Genomic DNA, 24,095 nt, shown 5'->3' with positions numbered 1-24,095 from the left:
CTTTTCAACCGGGGATAACTATACTGCTCTCATGCCCTTTTTAAACGGTTCTATCCGGCTAAGGAGCGTGATATGCCTGTTGCTTATCCTCGTTATGTGATTCCACCCTATATTTTACGCCGCATTGTCGACCATGGCTCGCTTCAGCAGCAGCGCTGCGCGCAGAATACCCTCAGCCATGTTCAGTCCCTGATGGCGCATGTTCCCGGACGCCCCGCGGCGCCCCATGTCACCACGCCGGGCCAGCTTGAGCGCGACATTTACGATGCCGGGCAAACCCAGGAACTACCGGGAACGCAGGTCCGTTTTGAGGGGCAGCCCTCCAACGGTGATGTGGCCGTTGATGAAGCCTATGACTATCTCGGCATCACCCATGAGTTTTTCTGGAAGAGCTACCAGCGCGATTCTCTGGATAACCGCGGGCTAAAGCTCACCGGCAGCGTCCACTATGGCCACGAATATCAAAATGCGTTCTGGAACGGCCAGCAAATGGTATTTGGCGACGGTGATGGCGAGATTTTTAATCGCTTTACTATCGCCATTGACGTCGTCGCGCACGAGCTAAGCCATGGCGTGACGGAGAGCGAAGCCGGTCTTATCTACTTCGAACAATCTGGCGCGCTTAACGAATCACTCTCGGACGTCTTTGGCTCGCTGGTCAAACAATATCAGCGCCAGCAAACGGCGGACAAGGCGGACTGGCTAATAGGTGAGGGACTGCTCGCGAAAGGCATTCACGGCAAAGGTCTGCGCTCTATGTCTCAGCCCGGCTCCGCTTACGATGACCCCATCCTTGGCAAAGATCCGCAGCCCGCTCACATGAAAGATTTTGTGCATACCCAGCAGGATAACGGCGGCGTACATATCAATTCCGGCATTCCTAATCACGCCTTTTATCTCGCCGCCCGCGCGATCGGCGGTTTTGCGTGGCAAAAAGCGGGCCACGCCTGGTATGACGCAGTGTGTGATAACTCTCTGGCAAAAGACGCTGATTTTTCAACCTTTGCCAGGCTCACGGTTCGCCATGGCGAAAAACGTTTTGGCAAAGAGATCGCTGATGCCATTACTCAAGCCTGGGGGCGCGTCGGAGTGGTGCTATGAATCTTGCCGATCTTAGCGATGATGCGATTATTGAGCTGGCTCGCGAGGGGGGCGTCGCCTGGATCCCGGCGCTCAGTGGAATGCGTAAGATTGTGGTTGCGAAGCTCAACGAGCAACAGAAGCAGCGGATCGCTTCAATTCTTCAACAATCGCTACCGCTGGGCAAGCCGCCGGGGCAGCCCGACTCGCCGGGCAGAGGCGACCAGCGTTTTTTTCGCATTCAGATCGTCAGCGAGCAGCACTACCACAGCCTGATTATTCTCATCCCGGAGGAGCGTGCGCCAGAATCACTGGTTGAACTCTGGCGCGACGGTGAAAGCTGCGTCAGCGATAAAAATTAAACCGGCACAAACTCGACGCGTTTTTTTGAAATCAGCCCGTGGCCATTCTGACAAAAATAATCTACCGCGCCGCAGGCTTTTAATACTTCCAGCGGCTTGTGGCAGTCCGGGCAGCGGGCTTCAACAACATACTCTTTCGCGCAATGCGCGCAGTGGGCGCTATTGCCCTGCACAGCAAGCTGCGCATGGCACACGGGGCAATCAAATTCCATGGTGACTCCTGACGACGGGTATGTGGCTTTATTTTATCACGGTTGCACAATCTGTGGCTGCTGCCAGCCATTGAACTCCAGCAGACTATTCGCTCCCGGGCGGATCGCCGCGTTTATTTTACTCACCCTGCATACTGAACCGGGACTGAGCAAAAGCGTCGTACACCTGCTTATCGGTGAACGGCGGGAAGGTGGCCCGTTTAGCGGCATCAATCAGCGCAGCGCAATATTTTTTATTACCTTCACTCGTTGTGATGCTATTCAGTTTCCCCTCATAGCTGAAACTCACATGGATCGTGCATTTTTTCCCCGTCCAGCCGTAGCGATTGGATAATCGGGAATCAATAGACTCTTTTATCGATCTCGCCTGCCTGCCATATTCATCATCATCGCTGAATCGTCCAGAGCTACAGCTCCCAAGCGCTGAAGTTTTATGACAGTCAGCAGGATGAAACGGCGTACAGCTGCTGGTTAATATGACCAAAGCGAACATCACGATTGTTTTTTTCATATCCCTGTTCCCGGCGTTTATTTCGATTGTCCCTACGTTATTTCACGTGCATTCATCTTAGCGAAAAGGGACGCCACCGCTTCGAATACTGCCGGGCTGGTTTGGCGCTGGCACCTCAACGGAACACGGCCCCGGCGTGAAATGAATGGTAATGATGTTATTGCTGGAAGGCTTCCCTTTAACGTATCGCCATTTTCCCATTGCGGCCCTGACTTCATTATCAAACATTCCGGAGGGATCGGAGCTTAATAACTGAACGTTAGTCACCCGCCCATTCTCGTCAACGTCAAATTGCGCTTTAACCTGACCCGGTATCCCTTTTTTTGCGGCTTTCGCTGGATAAGCAGGCTTAACGCGCGGTTCAACAGGTTGTGATTCAGCGGTACAGGCTATGGGAAAAAGAAACAGCATCAGGAGAGTTAAGAAGCTTTTCATTCTGACCTCATTGTCACAAAAATATTTATCCTCCCTGGTTTTTCTCACATTTATAACGCAGCCTCAAGCGAGTTTATTATTCTGCGCATGATCGGTGGCCGATAATAAAAAAGCCCGACGGATGCGGGCTTTCTATTTTTAATGCTGACGGATAGCTTATTTGCCTTTCTTGATGTGTTTAATCAAGCGCTTACGCTTACGCATCTGATTAGGCGTCAGAGTATTACGTTTGTTGGCAAACGGGTTTTCCCCTTCCTTGAACTGAATGCGAATTGGCGTGCCCATCACTTCCAGTGATTTACGGAAGTAGTTCATCAGGTAGCGCTTATACGAATCCGGCAGATCTTTAACCTGATTACCGTGAATAACCACGATCGGCGGGTTATAACCCCCGGCGTGGGCATATTTCAGCTTCACGCGACGACCGCGCACCAGCGGCGGCTGATGGTCTTCGGCAGCCATGGTCATGATGCGGGTCAGCATAGCGGTACCCACGCGACGGGTTGCGCTGTCGTACGCTTCGCGCACGGATTCAAACAGGTTGCCTACGCCGCTACCGTGCAGCGCGGAGATAAAGTGCACGCGGGCAAAGTCGATAAAGCCCAGACGGTAGTCCAGAGTCTCTTTCACCTGCTCTTTAACTTCCTGGCTCAGGCCGTCCCATTTGTTAACGACAATCACCAGCGAGCGACCGCTGTTGAGGATAAAACCCAGCAGAGAGAGATCCTGATCGGAAATCCCCTCCCGCGCATCAATCACCAGCAGCACCACGTTGGCGTCTTCGATCGCCTGCAGGGTTTTAATCACCGAGAATTTCTCGACGACATCGGTGATCTTACCGCGTTTGCGCACGCCGGCGGTGTCAATCAGCACGTATTCACGCTCGTCGCGCTGCATCGGGATGTAGATGCTGTCGCGAGTCGTTCCGGGCATGTCGTAGACCACTACGCGGTCTTCGCCCAGGATACGGTTGGTGAGCGTTGACTTACCCACGTTCGGGCGACCCACTATCGCCAGCTTAATCGGCAGATCCTGTGGGTTAAAATCTTCTTCCGGCTCTTCAACTGCTTCGCCGTTCTGCTCGGCTTCAAACTGTGCCCAGTATGCCGCGTCTTCGTCCACTTCTTCCGGCGGGTTCACCTCATCAACCCACGGCAGCAGGACGTGCTCCAGCAGACTGGTGACGCCGCGACCGTGTGAAGCGGCGATAGGATAAATCTCGCCTAACCCCAGCGACCAAAAATCGGCGATCGCCTGATCGGAATCGATGCCGTCAGTTTTGTTTGCCACCAGGAAGGTCGGCTTTTCGCGGGAGCGCAGATGTTTAGCGATTGCCGAGTCCGCCGGCATCAGGCCCGCCCGCGCATCGACCATAAACAGCACCACGTCCGCTTCTTCAATCGCCAGCAGCGACTGTTCCGCCATCCGCGTTTCTACGCCATCTTCGGTACCGTCGATCCCGCCGGTATCGATACAGATAAATTCGCGGCCTTCCACTTCAGCACGACCGTACTTACGGTCACGAGTCAGCCCCGGGAAATCCGCGACCAACGCATCGCGAGTGCGCGTTAAGCGGTTAAAAAGCGTGGATTTTCCAACGTTAGGGCGCCCGACAAGCGCGACCACAGGTATCATGTTAAATGCCTCATACTAAAATCGATACAACGCCATTTACACGGCGTTTTTAAAAAAGCCAAAACGGCCCCTGTCTGCCAGGGGCCGTTTCTCAAAAATAGACTACCGCTGTTGTTAACGCGTAATCGCGTACAGCGTACCGTCTTTCGCCTGAATCAGCAGTTTGCCGTCAGCAACAACCGGATCGGTCAGGAAGCCTGAGCTGTCTACCTTCTGCTGAGCCACAAAGTGGCCATCTTCCGGGTTGACCCAGTGCATATAGCCTTCGCTATCGCCAACAACCAGGTTGCCATTATACAGCACAGGCGCCGTCAGCAGACGGTGCAGCAGATCGCTTTGCGTCCACAGCGTCACGCCGCCGTCGGTGGTGAGCGCCAGCAGACGGTCGTTTTGATCAACCAGGTAAATACGGTTGCCGTCGACGATGAAATCGTTCACTGAACCCAGCTCGCGTTTCCACATAATCTGGCCGCTGCGCAGATCCAAAGCCGTCAGGTTGCCGTTATAGGCCAGCGCATAAATCACACCGTTCACGATAACCGGCGTCGTATCGACGTCGTTAAGACGGTCGATTTCCGTCGGACCGGTGGCGGTAGAGATACGTTGCTGCCAAATCATCTGCCCCTGCTGCATCAGCACCGCGCTGACGCGACCGTTATCGCCGCCCACAATCGCTGCGCCGTATGCGGTAGCCGGAGCGGATTCGCCGCGCAGAGAGAGCGCTGGCATATCCAGGTTAACGGTCCATTTCACCGCGCCGTCAGCTTCGTTCAGCGCCTGCAGCTGACCGTTAGTGGTGTGAATCAACACCATACCGTCACTGACGACCGGACGGGAAATCGCTTCACCCGCTACGCTCGCTTCCCATGCGACGGTGCCGTCGCTGGTATTCAGCGCGTAAACTTTCGCTTTTTCGCTACCGATATACACATGGCCACCCGAGACGGTCACGCCGCCGGAGAGCAGCGCAGGCGCGCGGGAGAACCAGCCGTCTTTCTCGGCCAGGTTAACCGACCACACCTCTTTGCCGTCGCCTGAATTCAGGGCTTTAACGGTGCCTTTACGATCGGCGGCATACACAACGCCATCAGCAAAAGCCGGGTGCAGGTTAGAGTAGAATTCGCCAATACCGCCGCCAACGGAGGTGCTCCAGGACGTGGACGGCGTAAACTGGTTTTCCACCGTCGGCAGTGGCGACATTTTCACCACATCTTCTTCGCTGTTAAACAGCGAACAACCGCTCAATAAGGTAACGGAAAGCAGCCCTGGCAAAAGTAATTTACGCAATTGCATCGAGTCCCTCTCAGATGGACAAATTATTTATTTTCATACGCATCATTTCGCTGAGCGCCGGCGAAGCATCACTTTTCGCGCCCGCTTCCCAGGCCGCTTTCGCCCCTTGCTTATCGCCTTTGCTCAGCAGGATCTCGCCGCGCAGGTCGGCGACAATCGCGGTCCAGCCTTCGCCTTTCACGGCATCCAGGGTTTTCAGCGCGGCATCAGGCTGCTTAAGCTGTAGCTGTACGCGAGCAAGACGCATATTGATAACCGATTTCAGGTTATCATCAGAAGCAGCGGCAAGCCCCTGCTGAAGCTGCTTTTCAGCGTTCTGCAGATCGTTTTTCTCAACAAACTGCTGCGCCAGCTCAAGAGAAGCAAACGCACCATAGGTGTTTTTGCTGTCGGCGGCAAATTTCTGCGCCGCGTTCAGCGCCTCTGGTTTATCCGCTTTAAGCGCGGAAATCGCATTTTCATAAGCCAGAGACGAGCCTCTGGCGGTATCCAACTGATGGGAGGTCCAGTAGCGCCAGCCAACCAGCGCGCCAACGCCCAAAATCACCCCAACGGCCAGCGCTTTGCCATTTTCAGCAAAGAAGCGCTTCAGCGCGTCGACCTGATCGTTTTCGTTATTGTAAAGTTCCACGCAGTCCTTCTCCTGACTATTGTTTCCCGGGAAATTAACCCAGAAGTGTGCGCAAATGCGCGGCAACGCTATCCTGCGTTACGGTAGTTTGCTCACCTGAGCGTAAATCTTTCACTACCACGTTTCCGTCAGCGATTTCTGCTTCGCCCAGCACCAGCGCAACGCGAGCGCCCCATTTATCAGCGCGAGCAAACTGCTTCTTAAAGTTGCCGCCGCCGTGGTTGGTCATCAGCTTAACGCCGGGTAACGCATCGCGTACCTGTTCAGCCAGACGCATTGCTGCGGACTGGGTGTCAGTTCCGGAGGCTACCAGGTATATATCGACAACAGGATCGGCTTTAAATTCCGGATTCACTGCCTGAACCAGTAAAACAAGACGTTCCAGCCCCATCGCAAAGCCGACGCCAGGCGTTGCGCGACCGCCAAGCTGCTCAACCAGACCGTCATAACGCCCACCGGCACAGACGGTTCCCTGTGAGCCGAGGCTGGTGGTAACCCACTCAAACACGGTGCGGTTGTAATAGTCGAGACCGCGCACCAGACGCTGATTCACGGTATAGCGAATACCGGCATCGTCCAGCAGCGCGCAAAGCCCGGCGAAGTGCGCTTTGGACTCTTCGTCAAGATAATCACCCAGCGTCGGCGCATCGTTCAGCAGCGCCTGAACTTCCGGGTTTTTAGAATCCAGCACGCGCAGCGGGTTGGTGTACATGCGGCGTTTGCAGTCTTCATCGAGCTTATCCTTATACTGCTCAAGATAAGCCACCAGCGCGTCGCGATAGCTGGCGCGAGCTTCCAGTGAACCGATAGAGTTCAGCTCAAGGGCAACGTGGCTGGAGATCCCCAGTTCACGCCACCAGCGGGCGGTCAGCATGATCAGCTCGGCATCGATATCCGGCCCCTGCAGACCGAACGCTTCCGCACCAATCTGGTGGAACTGACGATAGCGGCCTTTTTGCGGACGCTCGTGGCGGAACATTGGCCCGATATACCACAGGCGCTGTTCTTGATTGTACAGGAGACCATGTTCGATGCCGGCGCGTACGCAACCCGCCGTACCTTCCGGACGCAGGGTCAGGCTATCGCCGTTACGGTCCTCAAAGGTATACATCTCTTTTTCAACCACGTCGGTCACTTCGCCGATAGCGCGTTTGAATAACGGGGTCTGCTCTACAATCGGCATACGGATTTCGCTGTAACCGTAGCTACCAAGCACCTGCTTCAGTGAGCCTTCAATGCGCTGCCAGAGAGCGGTTTCGCCCGGCAGATAATCGTTCATGCCGCGAATGGCTTGAATGTTCTTTGCCACGTTTATTCTCTTTATATATACAAAAATGAACCCCGGCGCCTCGCGCCCGCAGGTTCAATCATACACGGGAAGCGTATCGCTTCCCAACACGTTATTTCGCTTCAACCTGCTGAATATCGATACGACGCGCCTCATCCAGCATCGATGCTTTAGCGCGAATACGCGCTTCCAGCTGATCGATCATATCGTCGTTATCCAGTCGGTCTTTACGGACGCCGTCTTCGTACAGGCCGCTTTTCTTGTTGCCGCCGGTCACGCCGAGCGTCGACACCAGCGCCTCGCCTGGGCCATTCACCACGCAGCCAATGATCGAAATGTCCATCGGCGTAATGATGTCTTCCAGGCGCTGCTCCAGGGCGTTAACGGTACCGATAACGTCAAACTCCTGACGTGAACATGTCGGGCAGGCAATGAAGTTGATCCCGCGAGAGCGAATGCGCAGCGACTTGAGAATATCGAAGCCAACTTTGATCTCTTCAACCGGATCCGCCGCCAGAGAAACACGCAAGGTATCGCCGATCCCTTCAGACAGCAGCAGTCCGAGGCCGATCGCGGACTTCACCGCGCCGCTGCGCGCGCCGCCCGCTTCGGTAATCCCGAGATGCAGAGGCTGGTCGATCTGTTTCGCCAGCAGACGATAGGATTCGACCGCGAGGAACACATCGGAAGCTTTTACGCTGACTTTAAACTGATCGAAATTGAGACGATCGAGATGATCGACATGGCGCATTGCCGATTCCAGCAGCGCCTGCGGAGTCGGTTCACCGTATTTCTCCTGGAGATCTTTTTCCAGAGAACCGGCGTTTACCCCGATACGGATGGGAATATTTTTATCGCGAGCGCAGTCCACCACCATGCGGATACGCTCTTCGTTACCGATATTGCCCGGGTTAATACGCAGACAATCAACGCCGTATTCCGCGACCTTCAGCGCAATGCGGTAATCGAAGTGGATATCGGCAACCAGCGGTACGCTCACCTGCTGTTTGATAAGCTTAAAGGCTTCTGCCGCGTCCATCGTTGGCACCGAAACACGAACGATATCCGCGCCAACGCGCTCAAGGGCTTTAATTTGATTTACCGTCGCCGCCACATCGGTGGTGCGCGTGTTTGTCATCGACTGTACGGCGATGGGGGCGCCATCGCCAATCGGCACATTCCCAACGTAAATTCGCTTTGATTTTCTACGTTGAATCGGAGCCTGGTTATGCATGAAAAATCTCCCGCGTTACCCGTCTGTTACTGCGCCGGTGATTGTTCGGCATTAAGGGTCAGACGTGCAACCTGGTTAGTTCTGATAAAACGACTCAAATCGACTGGTTTACCCAGATACTGTATCTGTACCGCCGCCGGCGCACCGATTTTCAGTTTATAAGGTGCCTGGCCGCTCAGATTGAGATTACCGCCTTTACGCTGCAACCCGCTGAACAGCTTTTTACCCGTCGCATCGCTCACTTCCAGCCAGCAGTCGGCGGTGAAATTCAGCACCAGATCCTGAGCCGAGGCCGGCGCAGCGGTCACGTTTGCCTGGTCGGTCGGTAGCGGCGAAGTTGGACTGGCGGGCGCTGGGGTAGCCGCCGTGTCAACGTTCGCCTGAGAAGGCGCAACAACGGCGTTGTTATCGACCGGGGCCGCAGTCGCAGCCGGAGCCGAGGTTGCTGGCGCAGAAGAGGTCTCTGCCGGCGCGCTGTTAGCAGCGGTATCGGCGGAAGAATTCGCCGAACCATTGTCCAGAGGAATGCTTTGGCTGTTGTTATCGCCAGCGTTCAGCTCGGCGGAGGACTGATCGGCCATGGTGGAGATCTCGTCCTGCTGCGCTTTGTGGTCCTGCCACCACCACGCGCCGCTGAGGCCAATCACCACGAACAACACCAGCCAGGTAAAACTCATTAGCCAGCCGTCGCGTTTTTTGCGACGTTTACCCAGCGAGAAGCTCTGCATTGGCGCCACTTTTGCCGCACGAATGGGAGCCTGCTTCGCCATCATCGGCAGCAGTTCTTCTTCAGGGATGTGCACGAGGCGGGCATAAGAGCGGATATAGCCGCGCAGGAAGGTTGAAGCCAGATCGGCGGGTGCCTTATCGTCTTCAATATCACGAACCGTGGAAACCTTCAGGCATAAGCGCTCAGCCACCGCTTGCTGGCTGAGCCCGAGTTGTTCGCGGGCGTTACGCAAACGCGCGCCCGTAGTGTTTGCTTCTTGATGGTCTTGAGTGGCTTCAGTATTCATTCGCTACAACTACTGGTACGTGAAATTTAAAATTCAGCGCCGGTGACCCCGCGCCGCGAGACATCTGCTCAACGTCAGACAAACAGTATAAGTCCGTATGACGTACTATCACAGAGACTTATCAATATTGAATGCTAAGCGGTTGTTGTACCGCTACATACTGCCTCAAAGTCGACAAAAACGCACCGTAATTATTAACCAGAACAGCGTATTTCGCCCGGCTATACAACATAAATATGCAGCGCACCGCCCAGGCTGTGCGCTGCATCATTTATCAGACTGCCTTCACGTCGATCGCTTCGCCCTGCATACGTTTACGCAGCGTACGTTTGGTTCGGTCGATAACGTCGCCGGCCAGCTGGCCGCAGGCTGCGTCGATATCGTCACCGCGAGTTTTACGCACGATAGTGGTGAAACCATACTCCATCAATACCTTGGAGAAACGGTCGATGCGACTGTTAGAGCTGCGGCCATACGGCGCTCCCGGGAAGGGGTTCCACGGGATGAGGTTGATCTTGCACGGCGTATCTTTTAACAGCGCCGCCAGCTCGTGGGCATGCTCGGTACCGTCGTTGACGTGATCCAGCATGACGTATTCGATCGTCACGCGGCCCTGGTTGGCATTGGACTTCGAAATATAACCACGTACCGAGTTCAGGAAGGTCTCGATATTATATTTCTTGTTGATCGGCACGATTTCGTCACGAATGGTATCGTTCGGCGCGTGCAGAGAGATAGCCAGCGCGACGTCAATCATATCGCCAAGCTTATCAAGCGCAGGCACCACGCCGGAAGTGGAGAGCGTGACGCGACGTTTTGAGAGCCCAAAGCCGAAGTCGTCGAGCATGATTTCCATAGCCGGAACCACGTTGGTCAGGTTCAGCAGCGGCTCGCCCATGCCCATCATTACCACGTTGGTAATCGGACGCACGCCGGTGGTCTTCACCGCACCGACGATTTTCGCCGCGCGCCAGACCTGGCCGATAATTTCCGAAACCCGCAGGTTACGGTTAAAGCCCTGCTGCGCCGTGGAGCAGAATTTACACTCCAGCGCACAGCCCACCTGAGAAGAAACGCACAGGGTGGCGCGATCGTCTTCCGGGATATACACGGTTTCGACGCGCTGATCGCCAACGGCAATCGCCCATTTGATGGTGCCGTCGCTGGAGCGCTGTTCTTCCACGACTTCCGGGGCGCGGATTTCCGCGACTTCCTTTAATTTGCCGCGCAGAACTTTGTTGATGTCGGTCATCTCGTCAAAGTTATCGCAGCAGTAGTGATACATCCATTTCATCACCTGATCGGCGCGGAAAGGCTTTTCGCCCATGTTTTTGAAAAACTCGCGCATCTGCTGACGATTCAGATCCAGCAGGTTGATTTTGGCATCTTTGTTCGGCACCGTCAGTGCGGCGCTATCAGGTGTGACTATTTGTTCAGACATAATTGATTCCGGCCTCGTTATTACACGTTATGGCCCCTGGAGGGTTAAAAAGAAACGCCCCGGGAGCGACTGCTCAGCCGGGGCGCTGTATTCTACAAATTCTGGCCCATCAATACTACGTCTGCACGCAGCAATGATGAAAAAATCTGTAACTGCCAGGCAGCTCCTCGTGACCGGGGTGAACGCGCGCAGCCAACACCGCGACGGTCGAAAAGGCGACGAGGATGGTATCTTCAAAGTATTTTACGTCACGGCGAGGCGGCGAGTTCGCAAATCCCCGGGAGCATAGATAACGATGTGACCGGGGTGCGCGAATGAAGCCAACAAAGCGGTGGCGTGAAAGACGCGGGAGATTAGCGGGTGCGCGGGCAAACCTCGCCTTCAGCAAAGAAAAACGCGATTTCGCGCGCAGCGGATTCAACGGAATCGGAACCGTGGGTGCCGTTCTCGGTGAAGCTGTCAGCGTAGTCTGCGCGCAGCGTACCCGCCAGCGCGTTCGCCGGGTTGGTTGCGCCCAGCAGGTCACGATGACGCTGAACCGCATTTTCGCCTTCCAGCACGGAAACGACGATCGGACCGGAAGTCATGAACTCAACCAGACCGTCAAAGAACGGGCGACCTTCGTGCTCAGCATAGAAGCCGCGAGCCTGCTCAACGGTCAGATGCAGCATTTTAGTGCCAACGATTTTGAACCCTGCAGCTTCAAAGCGAGAAAAGATGCCGCCAATAACGTTTTTTGCCACCGCGTTTGGTTTGATGATGGAAAAAGTACGTTCAATAGCCATGATAACCTCTTTATATATGTTGTTCTGTTTTGCAGATGAGCAGATGAGACCGATAAATACGGCGCGAATTATAATCATCATCTAAGGCGATTGCCTATGTGTTTAGGTAACATTTTTTTAAAAAAAAGCGACCTTAAACAACAAATCCAGCCCATTACGGCAAGTTCTGTTTATTGCACCGTGAAGTTCGCGGCAACAATTTGCCCCGCCTCATCCATCACCACCAGTTGATAACGGTCAGGGCGATCGATGTTAAGGGTCGCGCTGGAGCCTTCAGCCGGCATAGGCTCACCGTTAAGAAACCACCAGCGCCGCCCTTCCCCTCCGGTCGTTTGCAGCGGCAGCATCACCTTTTGCTCGCCGGGCAGTCGTTTAACGACTGCGCCCTCGCGTATGCCCGAGAGCACCAGCGGTGCGGCATCAGCGCTTTGGACCGGCGGACACGCCGCCGAAACTGCAGGCAGCCTGACCCGACGTCGTTCGCCTGCGGGTAGCCAGGGTTCGAGCGGCAGCGGCCAGACGTCGAAGCTTTTCTCTACCGCGCCGGGGCAATCTGCCGCCACCCGCTGTCCTTTTTCGTTCAGCCAGACCGGAAAGCGGATCCCTCGCATACCTTCCTGTCCAGGGAGCAGCAAGGTCGGCGGCTGACTCTCATCAAGTAGCCAGGTGGCCAGCCGTCGGCGGCAGTTCGCATCCCCCGCAGGTAAATACTGCCCGCCGGGCCAGCAAACCGTCCCGGCGCTGACCGATGAGGGACGCGGGTCGCTCGGCAATCCGCCGTGGCTCATTGCCGGCCGCGCCAGCAGCATATTATTGACCTGATTCAGCAGCGGCACCGCGCTGGTGAAGCCAAACTGTCCGACAACCGGCGTGCCGTCAGGTCTTCCGGTCCAGATACCTATCAGATAGCGGGCGTTCACGCCGATTGCCCAGGCATCGCGATAGCCGTAGCTGGTTCCGGTTTTCCACGCCAGCGGCACCACCTGTACCAGCGACGCATCGGGAACCGGCTGCGCTTCGCCGGCCAGAATGCGCCGCACAATCCAGGCGGCCCCCGGCGACAGCAGCGGTCGTTCAACCAGCGGTGAATCAGGAGTGATGCGCAGTTGCCCCGCCTTACCGTGACGGGCGAACGCGCTGTACGCCGCCACGATATCCGCCAGACGCGCGCCGGCGCCGCCGAGGATCAGCGATAGATTCGGCTCCGCGCCGGCGGGCAGCATCAGCGGCAATCCGGCATTGCGCAGCCTGGCGGCAAAACGCTTCGGCCCGTAGGCCTCCAGCACCTGCACAGCCGGAAGGTTCAACGAGCGAACCAGCGCTTCGCTGGCGCTTACCGGCCCGTGAAAACCGCTGTCAAAGTTGCCCGGCCGGTAGTCGCTAAACCGGCGCGGGACATCCTGTAATAGCGAAGCCGGATGGATCAGTCCCTCATCCAGCGCCATGCCGTAGACAAACGGTTTCAGTACCGAACCCGGGGAGCGGATCGCCGATACCATATCAATGTGGCCAAAGCGGCTATCATCACTGATATCCGCCGATCCTACCCAGCCGCGCACCTTCATATTGGTATGGTCGACCACCACCATCGCTAAAGAGCTGCGCGGCGGCAGGCGCGATTTCCAGTTCAGCGCCAGATCCTCCAGCTGCCGCTGCAGCCCGGCATCCAGCGTCGTTACTACCTTCTCAGACCGGCTGCTCGCCAGCGCGCGGCGGGAGAAAAGCGGCGCCAGCTGCGGCATCTGCCGCGGAAACAGCCAGGCGGGCTCTTCGATAGCTTCTCGCACCGGCTGCGGCGGCCACACGCCCTGATTTTCCATTCTCAGCAGCACTTTATCGCGCGCCGCCTGCGCACGTTCCGGCCAGCGGTCCGGGCGCAGCCTGCTTGGCGCCTGCGGCAGAACGGCCAGCAGCGCCGCTTCGCCGTAGCTTAGCTGTGCGGGCGGTTTACCGAGATAAGCCCAGCTGGCCGCGCCAATCCCCTGCAGCGTGCCGCCGAACGGCGCCCGATTGAGATAGAGCGTGAGGATCTCGCTTTTTGACAGATGCCACTCCAGCTGCAGCGCCCGCCATAGCTGACGCAGCTTGCCGCCGAAGGTGCGGGGATGAGGATCGAGCAGGCGCGCCACCTGCATGGTCAGGGTGCTCCCTCCGGAGATCACTCTCCCGGAAGTGAGATCCTGCCAGGCGGCGCGAGCGATCGCAAACGGGTTAACGCCGGGATGCTCCCAGAACCAGCGATCTTCATAGTGGATCAGCGCCTGCAAATAGCGCGGCGAAACATCAGCCAGCGTTACCGGATAGCGCCAGACGCCCTGCGCATCGGCAAAGCGCCACAGCGGCGTCCCGTCTTCCGCCACCACTACTCTGGCAGGGGTAACCTCACGCAGCGGCAGCGGCCACAGCCGGTCTGCCGCCAGCAGCAATAGCCACAGCAAAAAAATAAACGCCGCCAGCCAGCGCCAGCGGCGTTTGATACGCCTCAGCACCCGCATTTATGGCGCAACGGTTAGCGGTCCGCTGGCTGCGCCAGTTGCCCGCCACTGCGGCACGTACATCGACTCAACCTGCGGCTGCGGTACCTGATAGGTGCCCGGCGTCACCGCGCGCGCCAGATAAACCAGCGTCACCGGCTGGCCTTCATTGATAGCTACCGCGGCCACAAAGCGATCGTCGCGAAACTCAATATGCTGGATATCGGCCTGCTGCATCTGGTTAAGCAGATTTTGCACCACCTCGCCGTTCTCCTGCAGACTGGCGCTGCTGTTGGCCAGATTCTGGTTTTCCAGCTCCAGCCCCGCCGGGAGTAAATCCACCACCAGCGCGTCCGGGACGTTACGCTTAGCCGTCACCTCCAGCTTCACCAAAACCAGTTCGCCGCTGCGCAGCGAAGAGAGCGATTTCTGCTGACCCTGGGTATCGAAAACGTGCCGTTCAATGCCCAGCACGTTGCCCCCCGGCTGCGGCGCGTTCTGCGGATAGCCGCTGCTGTCGAGACGGAGCCACAGCGGCTGCTGACCGGTATTGGTCACCTGCAAGGCCGCCAGCTGATCGCCGGTCAGGTTACGGGTTTGCGCTTTCTCACCGGAGAGCGGTTCGGCCTGCACGGAGGTTTGCGCCTGCCAGCTACCGGGAAGATCCTGCAACGTGCGTCCGGCCAGGAACAGGGCATTACTCTCCTGCGTCGAGAGCCAGCGCTGGCCGTAGGCTTCTTCCGCCAGATGGCTGAGCAGCGTATTTTGCGCTTCCGGCAGCAGTTTGTTCTCCTCCAGCAGCGCCAGCTTCAGCGCATCGTCGCGCAGCTCGCTGCCGTAATCGCCGAGCCAGCGGTTCTCCTCCTGCCGCGGCGTGCTCAGCGCCAGCTTCAGGGCTTCGTCGCCGCGCGGCGCATCGCCCATCATTTTCAGGGCCACGCCCAGCTGCAGCAGCGGCAGACCGGAACGCGCCTGGTCGTGACGGCTCCAGATTTCGCGCAGCGCGCCGAGCGGCGCTTTCTGCTGCCGTGCCAGCACCAGCGCGGCGTAGGCCTGAGCGGCAAAACGGCTGGCCTGGGCATCATCGCTGTAGCGGACGGCGATCAGCCCCGGCTCCTGTAAATAACGCAGCAGGCGCTGGTTGCCGTTATTGACGGCATTGGTTGGTACGCTATAGCCCTGCTCGCCCGCCCGGACGAGGAAGTCCATCGTGTAGGCGGTTAGCCAGTACTCTTCCGGCCCCTCTCTGTCCCACAGGGCGAAACCGCCGTCATCGCGCTGCATCTGCAGCAGGCGAGAAATGCCGATATCCACCGCCGCGCGTCGTTTTTCATCGCTATCGCCGCCGATCCCCAGGGCTTTAAGCTGGGCGGCGTTGGTATACAGCGACGGGAATAGCCCGCTGGTGGTCTGCTCCAGGCAGCCGTAAGGATAGGCCTTCAGGTCGCGAATATAGCGCGCCAGGTTCAGCGGCGGCTTGCCGCTAAACACCAGCTGCCCCTGCAACGTGGCCGGCGAGAAACCCTCGCTTTGCGCCGCCGGAGCCTGCCAGCTTTCCCCCGGCTGGAGGACAGCGCCGGAATTCACGGTTTGCGCCGGGAAGGCGGGACGCACGCCCAGCTTCCACTGCTTCTGCATTGGCGTGAAAGTTTCACCCGGCAGGTTCAGGCCGCTGATGGTGGCATTTACCTCACCATCGCCAAAGCCTTGTAGGGCGCGAACGGGTACAAACAGGGTGCTGCGCGCGCCGGGCGCCAGATGCACCGGCGGTATTTCTCCCTCTGCAAGCTGCAGCAGACCGCTGGCTGCCAGCGCAACGTTGAGCGTCTGCGGCTTATCGGTCAGGTTGCTGAGATCCAGCGCCAGGCGAGTGGTATCTCCGCTGGCGAGGAAACGCGGCATATTCAGCTCCGCAATCACCGGCGCCGCCACGATCGTTTTTTCTTCGCTGCTGCCAAAATCATCAGCCGTCCACGCCTGCGCCATGATCCGCAGTTCGCCGTTAAAGTCGCCGATTGGCAGGGTCACCGTCCCTTCGCCTTTCTCATCCAGCACAACCGGCTGTGCCTGCTGGGCGATAATCGTCACGTGATTAACCGGCGGCTTACCGCCGCGTTTCAGTTCATCGCCGTCGCCGCCGAAGCGCAGGCTGGCGAGCCTCCCCTGTCCTTCAATGACCTGACCATAGATATCATAAATATCGGCGCCGTAGCGTTTCTGGCCAAAGAACGCGTTCCAGGGATCCGGCGTGGCGTAGTCGGTAATATTGAGTACGCCGCTATCGACGGCAGAGAGCAGAACGTTAACCTGTTTCGGCGTCTCGCCTTCTTTGAGGCTGGCCTTAATCTTCACTTTCAACGGCTGGTCAGGACGCATTTTATCCGGTGCTTCCAGCGCCAGATTCAGGCGACGGTTATCATCGCCAAGCGGCAGGTGCAGCAGCCCCACGGCCCGTTTTGGCGTTGCGGACTGGGATTTATCCCCCGGGCGAATCACCAGGGTGCTGAGGTACAGGTCGTGACGATTCCAGGCTTTATCCACCGGGATAGATAACTCCATCCCTTCCGCCGGGACGTCAATCTCCTGCCACCACAGCGGCCCTTCGCTTGATTCCACCAGCGCGTAGCCTTTACCGGCAGCCGGAGCGGCAATATGCAGCTTGATCGTATCGCCGGGTTTATAGGCCGGTTTATCCAGCTTCATGGTAACGCGGTCCGGACGCGCCGCCCCCTGGCCTTCGCTGTTATCCTGCCAGCTGTACCCTGCCCAGAAGCGTACGCTGCTGACGACATCATCCGGCCCTTTGACTTCCAGGCGATAGGCGCCCCACTCGACCGGGAAACTGACTTTCGCCGTTTGCCCGGCAGAGAGATCGAGCGATTCCTCACCTTCCTGAAGATCTTTTTGATCGAACTGTGACTGCCAGCCTTCGCTCTCGGACCAGTTCCAGTAGTAGTCGCGACGTTCGCGAATTAATCGCACCTGCAGCCCGGAGACCGCTTTCTTTTCGCCTTTGGCATCGGCGTAGACAATTTCAAATGCGGCGTTGCTGTTTTCATCCACTACCGGCTGCTTGATCGTGCTGTCGGTACGATAGTCATAAACCTCTTTCAGGGCGAATTCCGGACGGATGCCAAGCAGCGTTTCGGCCGGCCAGATCGGCTGCCTGACGGTGCGCGTAACCGGTCTGCCGCCGGACTCCAGCAGGCTGGCCTGCAGGATCACCTGCAGCGGCGAGCGGCTCTCCTGCCACTGGCTGGCGGCGGTGACTTCCGCATGTCCCTGGTCATCCAGGGTGGTCTGCACTTCATCCAGGCTGCGGGAAAGATTCTCCTCGGCAATGTCGCCAAACTGGAAGCCCGGCAGCGCAGGTACCGCGTCGCGCAGCGGACGCAGGAACAGTTTACCCTGCAGCGAGTTGCCGCTGGCCGGCGCGCCGTACAAATACGCCCCGCTTACGGCAAAGCTGACATCCGCAGCCGGCGAAACGGGGGCATTTTGCGGCGTGAGATTCAGCGCCATGCGCTCAGGCATAAAATCTTCAACGTGAAAATCCCACTCGCGCGGCTGGTTATCGCCGGTACTGGCGCGAATGTGCCACATCCCGGTCGCCGCGCCGCTATCGAGCGGATAAGTAAATTGATACAGGCCATTGATCGGTTTGCTGACCGTCGAGCGGATTATCTGGCCATCCGGCTGCACCACTTCCAGCTTTACCGGCTGTTCGGGAAGCGGCCTGCCGTCGCTATCGCGCAGTAACGCGTTGAGGATCACCGTTTCGCCCGGGCGGTAGAGATCGCGCGGACCAAACATAAACAGCTGCTTGCTGAAGCCCGGCGCGCCGGCAATAGAAAACTCAGCCAGATCCAGCGCCGGAAGTTTAAGATCCAGCAGAGTGGTTTGCCCGTCCTTACGCGCCAGCAGCAGCGCCGCGTCTTTATCCGTTTGTAACGTCACGTGCCCCTGAGCGTCGCTCTTCGCCTGCGCCAGGGTTTGCCCTTTGGCGTTCAGCAGCTGCACATCGATACCGGACTGCGCCGCGCCGTTTTCCAGACTCTGGGTAAAGACATCCAGCCGATGGTGATAACGGTGCGCGGATACGCCAATATCGCTGAGGGTGAACAGCGTCGCAGCGTTGCTATAGCTGTAGCGGCCCGCCTGATTCATCACCGCGATATAGACGCCCGGCTCCTGCAGTGGCTTGATATCCGCCAGCGGCAACAGCAGTTTTTCGCGCGTATTGCGCGCGGGGTTGAGGTCAAAACGGCCGGTGTAGACCAGATCGGCCATCTTCAGCAGCTCGTCCGACTCCCAGTTGCTCAAGGAATTACGGTATTCCCATTGGCTGACGAAGGCCGAAAGTGATTCAGGTTTAATCCGGAAAAAATTGACGTCGATGTTATCGACATTCAGCGCCATCACCGGCAGTCCGGCCACGACTTTCCCCGGCAGCAGCGAGCCGCGGCTGGCAAAGCCGATGCTCGGGGCGATGTCGCGGGTAGTAATGGTTTTTTCAAAGCTGCTGTCAAAAGTCGCTTTATTCAGCGCCGCCAGGGTGGGATCCACCGAAACGATCAGCTCGCGTTTTGGCTCAAGATGGCGAAGACGCAGCTCTTTAAGGTTGGACGCCAGCTCCCATGCCCCGTCAACTTTGCCGCTTTTTTTGTCGACCAGATGCACGCTGCGGGAGAAATCCTGATCCGGCTGTAGAGGAATAGAAAAAGTCAGCACCAGCGTCGCCTCGCCGTCGAGCTGAACTTCAGAGGCATCCAGCAGCGTTAACGCTTTGCCTTTGCTTTTCTCAGCCAGCGCCGCCAGCTGGGCGCTGTCCGGCTTCGCGGGCGCGTTATCCGCCGCTGCGGATGCCGCCGGCGCGGCCGCCTGCGGTTTGCCGCTGTCGTCGCAGCCGGTTATCGATAGCGCGGTAAGTAGCGCCAGAGACAGCGCCGCCAAACGAAATGGTTTCATCCTTCTAACCCCTCGGCCCGCAGGCCAGATACATTCAGTGAACACATTATTATGCGTTAACGGCAGAATTACCAATAGCCCGCCAGCCCGCAATATTGGTAGATAACCGGGGCGGCGACCCCGCGAACCACGGATAGCTGGAGTGAATTAATTTAGCGGATATATCGCGCTACGATTTTTCTTACCTCGACCTTTAATATCCTCAACCATTGGCACTTTTTATTCTGAAATTCCCCTCTCTCCGGCCATATAAATTGACAAGGCGCGAGCTTTCTATTTATTGTTCGGGATATCAATGCCTTTAAAATATAAATCATTACCCTGGCGATGATAGTGACTGTCCGTTCCACAGTCTTCCAGAAAGCACAACATCAACCCATCTCATATTCCTTATATGGGATAAATAATATGGAAGTTATTTATGTCTCAAATGGTCGCACTGTCGATTATTATTTTAATTCTTTATATCGGCGACGTTGTTTCTACCCGCACAAAAGCCTGGATTCCCTCGGTATTTGTCTGCGCCGTTCTGTTTTTAGTCGGCTACTGGACATTTTTTCCGGCAGATATCATTAGCCGGGCCGGGATCGGTACGCCAGTTGCCATAATGCTCATGTATTTGTTAATCACTAATATGGGCACCCTGCTGTCGCTGAAAGAGCTGGCGCAGCAGTGGAAGACCGTGGTCATCTCTCTCGCCGGTATTGCCGGGATCGCGGTGGCCGTCTTTGCGGTGAGCATGATGCTATTCGATCTTAACACCGCGCTGGTCACCATTCCTCCGCTGGTCGGGGGTATCGTGTCATCGCTGATTATGTCGCAGGGCGCCAGTAACGCCGGCCTGGTAGACCTGTCGGTTTTTGCCATTTTGATTTACGTGATGCAGGGGTTCGCCGGATATCCGCTGACCGCGATTATGCTGCAACGAGAAGGCAAAACGCTGCTTGCCCGCTACCGCAGCGGCGAACAGCGCCCTGATGACATTGCCGAAGAGCACGCGATGCTCGCCGTCGGCGAGGAGAAAATGCCGCGCCTGTTCAGTAAAATCCCCGTCAGCTACAACAGCAATTACTTTAAATTCCTGCGTCTGGCGCTGGTCGGCTGTCTGGCCTGGATCGTCGCTGACCTCGCAAAGCCAATCGTGAATATCAGCCCCTTCGTACTGTGTCTGTTTTTTGGCGTCGTATTTACCTCGTTAGGCTTCCTTGAAAAACATACCCTGCATAAGGCTAACGGCTTTGGCTTCGCCATTATGGCGTTGATGCTCTTTATCTTTGATACGTTGAACAAAGCCACGCCGGAGATGCTGCTGCGTCTGCTATTCCCGATGGTAGTGTTAATCGCCACGGCGGTGATAGGTATGTTTGTTGTCTCCTGGCTGGTCGGAAAACTGCTTGGCGTCAGCGGTCCGATGGCATTCGCCATCTCTTTGACCGCGCTGTACGGTTTTCCCGCCGACTACATTATTACCAACGAGGCCATCAACGCCCTCACCCACGATGAAAAAGAGCGCCAGATGCTCACCCACCATATGCTGGGCCCGATGCTGGTTGGCGGATTCGTCTCCGTCACCATGGTTTCGGTGGTGTTAGCCGGAATTCTGGTCGGCTATCTGACGCCGGTGCTCGGTTGAGCGCGTTGAATTTTTAGCAAATTATGGAGCCATTGATGATTAACCCTGATATCACCGCGATTATCGCCAGACAAGAGCAGGCGATGATCGCTTTTCGCCGCGACCTGCACGCCCATCCGGAACTTCCCTGGGAGGAGAAGCGCACGACGGATCGCGTCGCCGCCGAACTGGAGGCTATCGGTATCCCTTATCGCCGCACTCATCCCACCGGAATCATCGCCGACATCATCGGCGGCAAGCCGGGTAAAACCGTAGCTCTGCGCGCCGATATGGATGCGCTGCCGGTACGGGAGCTGAACGATCCGCTCGACTATAAATCACAAACGCCCGGGAAAATGCACGCCTGCGGCCACGACGCCCATACCGCCATGCTGCTGACCGCCGCCCATGCATTATATGATGTTCGCGAACAGCTGACGGGCAACGTACGGCTCATCTTTCAGCCTGCGGAAGAGATTGCCGAAGGGGCAAAGGCGATGATACAGCAGGGAGCGATTGATAACGTGGATAACGTTTTCGGAATGCATATCTGGTCGGGCACGCCGTCCGGCAAAATCTCCTGTAACGTCGGTTCATCCTTTGCCTCAGCCGATTTACTGAAAGTGACCTTCCGCGGCCGCGGCGGCCATGGTTCGATGCCGGAGGCCTGCGTCGATGCGGCGGTCGTCGCTTCCGCTTTCGTGATGAATCTACAGGCTATTGTGGCGCGAGAAACTTCCCCGCTGGAATCTGCGGTAGTGACTATCGGCAAAATGGATGTCGGCACGCGCTTTAACGTCATCGCTGAAAACGCCGTTCTTGACGGTACCGTACGCTGCTTTAGTCTTGAAGCGCGCCAGCGGCTGGAGACGGCGATTAGCCGCTATGCCGAGCATACCGCCGCAGTGTATGGGGCGACCGCTCAGGTTGACTACTGCTACGGTACGCTACCGGTGATCAACGAAGAGCGCAGCGCGCTGCTGGCGCAGTCGGTTATCCGCGACGCATTCGGCGATAGCGTCCTTTTCAACGAAAAGCCGACTACCGGCGGAGAAGATTTCAGTTTTTATATGGAAAATATCCCCGGCGCCTTTGCGCTGCTTGGCTCAGGAAATAAAGAGAAAGGCAGCGACTACGCGCACCATCACGGCTGCTTTAATATTGACGAGCAGGTGATGAAAAGCGGCGCTGAACTGTACGCGCAGTACGCCTGGTGCTATCTGCAGCAAAACGCGTTTTAAGCCCCCCCCTCCCCCGACGCTGCTCGGGGGAGCATCACATTCCCACCGCCTCTTCTTGAAAATGCCTTGTCGATATCGCAAAAAACAACAACAATCACTCTATTGTTGATGACACGGAGGCACTCATGTCTACCTCGTTTTTTGTCGCTGCCGACTGGCTGGCAGAGCATATTGATGACCCGGAAATCCAGATTATCGACGCGCGGATGGCGCCGCCGGGACAGGAAGAGCGCGATCTTAACGCTGAGTATCAGGCCGGTCATATTCCCGGCGCCGTCTTTTTTGATATCGAGGCCCTCTCCGATCACACCAGCCCGCTGCCGCACATGATGCCGCGCGCGGAGGCGTTTGCCGTCGCCATGCGCGAACTAGGCGTCAGCAGCGATAAGCACCTGGTGGTATACGATGAAGGTAATCTCTTCTCTGCGCCGCGCGCCTGGTGGATGCTGCGCACGTTCGGCGTTGAAAAGGTGTCGATTGTTGCGGGTGGGCTGGAAGGCTGGCGCCGCGATGGGCTACCGCTGGAGCAAGGCCTTCCCGAACTGCCGGAAGGGGATTTTGACGGACGCGTCGATCCGCTGGCGATCAAGCGGCTGACCGATGTGCTGCTGGTCAGCCATGAAGGATCGGCGCAGATCGTCGATGCGCGTCCGGCAGGACGCTTTAATGGCCAGGTGGCAGAGCCGCGACCGGGCCTGCGCTGCGGGCATATTCCCGGCGCGCTAAACGTGCCGTGGACTGAACTGGTGATTAACGGCGAACTTAAAACCACTGATGAACTCAACGAGATTTTTGCGCGCCAGGGCGTCGATTTTGAACGGCCGATTATTGCCAGCTGCGGCTCCGGCGTAACGGCGGCGGTCGTCGTGCTGGCGCTCACTACTCTCGGCGTTAACGGCGTTAGCCTGTACGACGGCTCATGGAGCGAATGGGGCGCGCGGACGGATTTACCGATTGAGCCGGCCCAATAGGCAGTAGATAGCACAACGGGGGCCCGGGCCCCCGTTGTGTTAAATAATTCGATTTTGCTTAAAGTCGCGCAGGAAGCTGCCCCAGCGCTTTTCATAAAACGGCGTAATGTGGGCGATCATAAAGTGGCTAATTCCCTTTTCACCCTCCACCACCTGACAGATGTCAATCGGCTCATCGCCGGGAAGCGTATCGGTCGCCACGCTGCCGGTCGCCTGAATAACCTCCTCAATATCGCCTTCCGCTTCAATGCCAATCAGCAGGTTGGCTGGCGCATCGGCGCTGTCTTTGATAGAGCATAAAAACGCACGCTTCACCGTTTTCAGCGTCTTAAACAGCGCGGTCAGCGAGTCCACCATCTGCGCGGGCGGCTCGGCAACCTCAGACAGCAGCAGCGACTCTCCGCCTTCCAGCACGGTCTGGGTGCTGAGCGGGCTGCCCTCTTCGCCCAGCAGATGGCTGATCTCACGCGGCGCAAACTCTTTGCCGGTGGCGAGTTTGGCATTGAGATAGAGCGTCTCGCCGAGGGTCATGGCAAATAGCGTGCGCACCGGCATCACCACGAAAGACTGTTCGTCCTCAACGGCCTGCTGCAGCGCCGCCAGCGAGGTGAAGAAAGGAATGACCGATGTACCATCATCTTTTTCCCAGTGCTGCAGATCCAGTACGCTGTCTTCAACGACCTGCTCGCCCTGCGCGGCGGCTCCCGGTACCCAAACGGTGGCTTCCAGCAAACTGCGGAAAAAAGCCGGACGATGGCCTGGTTCAATAGCCGCCTTCTCCAGCAGGATTTCTAGCTCATTTTTAGTTTCGGACATAGTAGTTCCACAACGATGTTCCCTCCGCCCCGACGCTCTCCTCAGCGGGAGAAAACCGAACGTTGTCTCATCCTCAGGGAGAGAGTCAGG

19 protein-coding genes are annotated in these 24,095 nt (G+C 57.2%); 5 read left to right on the top strand and 14 right to left on the bottom strand.

What is annotated here, in order from left to right; all coding sequences use genetic code 11:
* Positions 1-72: 72 nt before the first annotated feature.
* Positions 73-1,101, top strand: a complete 1,029-nt coding sequence (locus ABLV12_RS19115; RefSeq protein WP_004104471.1) for a M4 family metallopeptidase — start codon at positions 73-75, stop codon at positions 1,099-1,101.
* The gene (locus ABLV12_RS19110) at positions 1,098-1,442 is read left to right on the top strand and encodes a protealysin inhibitor emfourin (protein ID WP_064398134.1); all 345 of its coding nucleotides are present in this window, start codon (positions 1,098-1,100) and stop codon (positions 1,440-1,442) included. The genes ABLV12_RS19115 and ABLV12_RS19110 overlap by 4 nt, the downstream gene beginning before the upstream one ends.
* Here ABLV12_RS19110 and ABLV12_RS19105 read toward each other — a convergent pair.
* The 13 genes from ABLV12_RS19105 to ABLV12_RS19045 all read right to left on the bottom strand — a co-directional run bounded on the left by ABLV12_RS19105 (position 1,439) and on the right by ABLV12_RS19045 (position 19,365).
* Positions 1,439-1,654, bottom strand: coding sequence for a zinc ribbon domain-containing protein (locus ABLV12_RS19105; protein WP_004104473.1), 216 nt, complete (start codon positions 1,652-1,654; stop codon positions 1,439-1,441). The two genes, ABLV12_RS19110 and ABLV12_RS19105, sit on opposite strands and share 4 nt — an antisense overlap.
* 118 nt (positions 1,655-1,772) lie before the next feature.
* On the bottom strand, positions 1,773-2,165 hold the full coding sequence (locus ABLV12_RS19100; protein ID WP_004104474.1) for a cell envelope integrity TolA C-terminal domain-containing protein: 393 nt from the start codon (positions 2,163-2,165) through the stop codon (positions 1,773-1,775).
* 57 nt (positions 2,166-2,222) lie between these two features.
* Positions 2,223-2,600 carry a TonB family protein gene (locus ABLV12_RS19095; RefSeq protein ID WP_004104475.1) on the bottom strand — a complete coding sequence of 126 codons (378 nt, stop codon included), beginning with the start codon at positions 2,598-2,600 and terminating at the stop codon, positions 2,223-2,225.
* A 156-nt stretch (positions 2,601-2,756) separates the two neighbouring features.
* Positions 2,757-4,235: a ribosome biogenesis GTPase Der gene (gene der, locus ABLV12_RS19090; protein WP_064398132.1), complete on the bottom strand. Its 1,479-nt coding sequence runs from the start codon at positions 4,233-4,235 to the stop codon at positions 2,757-2,759.
* Positions 4,236-4,349: 114 nt separating this feature from the next.
* Positions 4,350-5,528, bottom strand: coding sequence for an outer membrane protein assembly factor BamB (gene bamB / locus ABLV12_RS19085; protein ID WP_004104478.1), 1,179 nt, complete (start codon positions 5,526-5,528; stop codon positions 4,350-4,352).
* Between the two features lie 10 nt (positions 5,529-5,538).
* Positions 5,539-6,159, bottom strand: coding sequence for a YfgM family protein (locus ABLV12_RS19080; RefSeq protein WP_004104480.1), 621 nt, complete (start codon positions 6,157-6,159; stop codon positions 5,539-5,541).
* Between the two features lie 34 nt (positions 6,160-6,193).
* Positions 6,194-7,468, bottom strand: coding sequence for a histidine--tRNA ligase (hisS, locus tag ABLV12_RS19075; protein WP_004104483.1), 1,275 nt, complete (start codon positions 7,466-7,468; stop codon positions 6,194-6,196).
* A 91-nt stretch (positions 7,469-7,559) separates the two neighbouring features.
* Complete coding sequence (gene ispG / locus ABLV12_RS19070; RefSeq protein ID WP_004104485.1) at positions 7,560-8,681, bottom strand: flavodoxin-dependent (E)-4-hydroxy-3-methylbut-2-enyl-diphosphate synthase; 1,122 nt, start codon at positions 8,679-8,681, stop codon at positions 7,560-7,562.
* Between the two features lie 26 nt (positions 8,682-8,707).
* Positions 8,708-9,697 carry a cytoskeleton protein RodZ gene (gene rodZ, locus ABLV12_RS19065; RefSeq protein ID WP_004114411.1) on the bottom strand — a complete coding sequence of 330 codons (990 nt, stop codon included), beginning with the start codon at positions 9,695-9,697 and terminating at the stop codon, positions 8,708-8,710.
* 274 nt (positions 9,698-9,971) lie between these two features.
* Positions 9,972-11,138 carry a bifunctional tRNA (adenosine(37)-C2)-methyltransferase TrmG/ribosomal RNA large subunit methyltransferase RlmN gene (locus tag ABLV12_RS19060; protein ID WP_004104488.1) on the bottom strand — a complete coding sequence of 389 codons (1,167 nt, stop codon included), beginning with the start codon at positions 11,136-11,138 and terminating at the stop codon, positions 9,972-9,974.
* A gap of 353 nt (positions 11,139-11,491) precedes the next feature.
* Positions 11,492-11,923: a nucleoside-diphosphate kinase gene (gene ndk, locus ABLV12_RS19055; RefSeq protein WP_004114414.1), complete on the bottom strand. Its 432-nt coding sequence runs from the start codon at positions 11,921-11,923 to the stop codon at positions 11,492-11,494.
* A gap of 170 nt (positions 11,924-12,093) precedes the next feature.
* Positions 12,094-14,418 carry a peptidoglycan glycosyltransferase PbpC gene (pbpC, locus tag ABLV12_RS19050; protein ID WP_335270042.1) on the bottom strand — a complete coding sequence of 775 codons (2,325 nt, stop codon included), beginning with the start codon at positions 14,416-14,418 and terminating at the stop codon, positions 12,094-12,096.
* Positions 14,419-19,365, bottom strand: a complete 4,947-nt coding sequence (locus tag ABLV12_RS19045) for an alpha-2-macroglobulin (protein WP_348867231.1) — start codon at positions 19,363-19,365, stop codon at positions 14,419-14,421.
* Positions 19,366-19,786: 421 nt separating this feature from the next.
* Here ABLV12_RS19045 and ABLV12_RS19040 point away from each other — a divergent pair, with 421 nt between their 5' ends.
* The 3 genes from ABLV12_RS19040 (at position 19,787) to sseA (ending at position 23,189) form a co-directional block, all read left to right on the top strand.
* Positions 19,787-20,998, top strand: coding sequence for a hypothetical protein (locus tag ABLV12_RS19040; protein WP_004104497.1), 1,212 nt, complete (start codon positions 19,787-19,789; stop codon positions 20,996-20,998).
* Positions 20,999-21,033: 35 nt separating this feature from the next.
* Entirely contained in the window at positions 21,034-22,218 is a 1,185-nt protein-coding gene (locus tag ABLV12_RS19035; protein ID WP_064398127.1) for a M20 family metallopeptidase, read from the top strand.
* A 125-nt stretch (positions 22,219-22,343) separates the two neighbouring features.
* Entirely contained in the window at positions 22,344-23,189 is an 846-nt protein-coding gene (gene sseA / locus ABLV12_RS19030; RefSeq protein WP_004104499.1) for a 3-mercaptopyruvate sulfurtransferase, read from the top strand.
* Between the two features lie 39 nt (positions 23,190-23,228).
* On the opposite strand, the gene sseB is transcribed toward sseA, so the two are convergent.
* Positions 23,229-24,005, bottom strand: coding sequence for an enhanced serine sensitivity protein SseB (gene sseB / locus ABLV12_RS19025; RefSeq protein ID WP_023329918.1), 777 nt, complete (start codon positions 24,003-24,005; stop codon positions 23,229-23,231).
* Between the last annotated feature and the right edge of the window lie 90 nt (positions 24,006-24,095).

This window comes from Klebsiella sp. CN_Kp100 (assembly GCF_040065315.1).
Classification (GTDB): domain Bacteria; phylum Pseudomonadota; class Gammaproteobacteria; order Enterobacterales; family Enterobacteriaceae; genus Klebsiella; species Klebsiella oxytoca.
The sequence above is the reverse complement of the archived record's forward strand: the minus strand, read 5'-3'. Positions and strand labels throughout refer to the sequence as shown.

Coding starts and splice junctions, on each gene's coding strand:
- bamB (WP_004104478.1), bottom strand. CDS start 5,528: ATGCAATTGCGTAAATTACTTTTGCCAGGGCTGCTTTCCGTTACCTTA.
- ABLV12_RS19100 (WP_004104474.1), bottom strand. CDS start 2,165: ATGAAAAAAACAATCGTGATGTTCGCTTTGGTCATATTAACCAGCAGC.
- ABLV12_RS19115 (WP_004104471.1), top strand. CDS start 73: ATGCCTGTTGCTTATCCTCGTTATGTGATTCCACCCTATATTTTACGC.
- der (WP_064398132.1), bottom strand. CDS start 4,235: ATGATACCTGTGGTCGCGCTTGTCGGGCGCCCTAACGTTGGAAAATCC.
- ndk (WP_004114414.1), bottom strand. CDS start 11,923: ATGGCTATTGAACGTACTTTTTCCATCATCAAACCAAACGCGGTGGCA.
- sseB (WP_023329918.1), bottom strand. CDS start 24,005: ATGTCCGAAACTAAAAATGAGCTAGAAATCCTGCTGGAGAAGGCGGCT.
- ispG (WP_004104485.1), bottom strand. CDS start 8,681: ATGCATAACCAGGCTCCGATTCAACGTAGAAAATCAAAGCGAATTTAC.
- ABLV12_RS19105 (WP_004104473.1), bottom strand. CDS start 1,654: ATGGAATTTGATTGCCCCGTGTGCCATGCGCAGCTTGCTGTGCAGGGC.
- rodZ (WP_004114411.1), bottom strand. CDS start 9,697: ATGAATACTGAAGCCACTCAAGACCATCAAGAAGCAAACACTACGGGC.
- ABLV12_RS19035 (WP_064398127.1), top strand. CDS start 21,034: ATGATTAACCCTGATATCACCGCGATTATCGCCAGACAAGAGCAGGCG.
- ABLV12_RS19095 (WP_004104475.1), bottom strand. CDS start 2,600: ATGAAAAGCTTCTTAACTCTCCTGATGCTGTTTCTTTTTCCCATAGCC.
- ABLV12_RS19040 (WP_004104497.1), top strand. CDS start 19,787: ATGTCTCAAATGGTCGCACTGTCGATTATTATTTTAATTCTTTATATC.
- ABLV12_RS19060 (WP_004104488.1), bottom strand. CDS start 11,138: ATGTCTGAACAAATAGTCACACCTGATAGCGCCGCACTGACGGTGCCG.
- pbpC (WP_335270042.1), bottom strand. CDS start 14,418: ATGCGGGTGCTGAGGCGTATCAAACGCCGCTGGCGCTGGCTGGCGGCG.
- sseA (WP_004104499.1), top strand. CDS start 22,344: ATGTCTACCTCGTTTTTTGTCGCTGCCGACTGGCTGGCAGAGCATATT.
- ABLV12_RS19110 (WP_064398134.1), top strand. CDS start 1,098: ATGAATCTTGCCGATCTTAGCGATGATGCGATTATTGAGCTGGCTCGC.
- ABLV12_RS19045 (WP_348867231.1), bottom strand. CDS start 19,365: ATGAAACCATTTCGTTTGGCGGCGCTGTCTCTGGCGCTACTTACCGCG.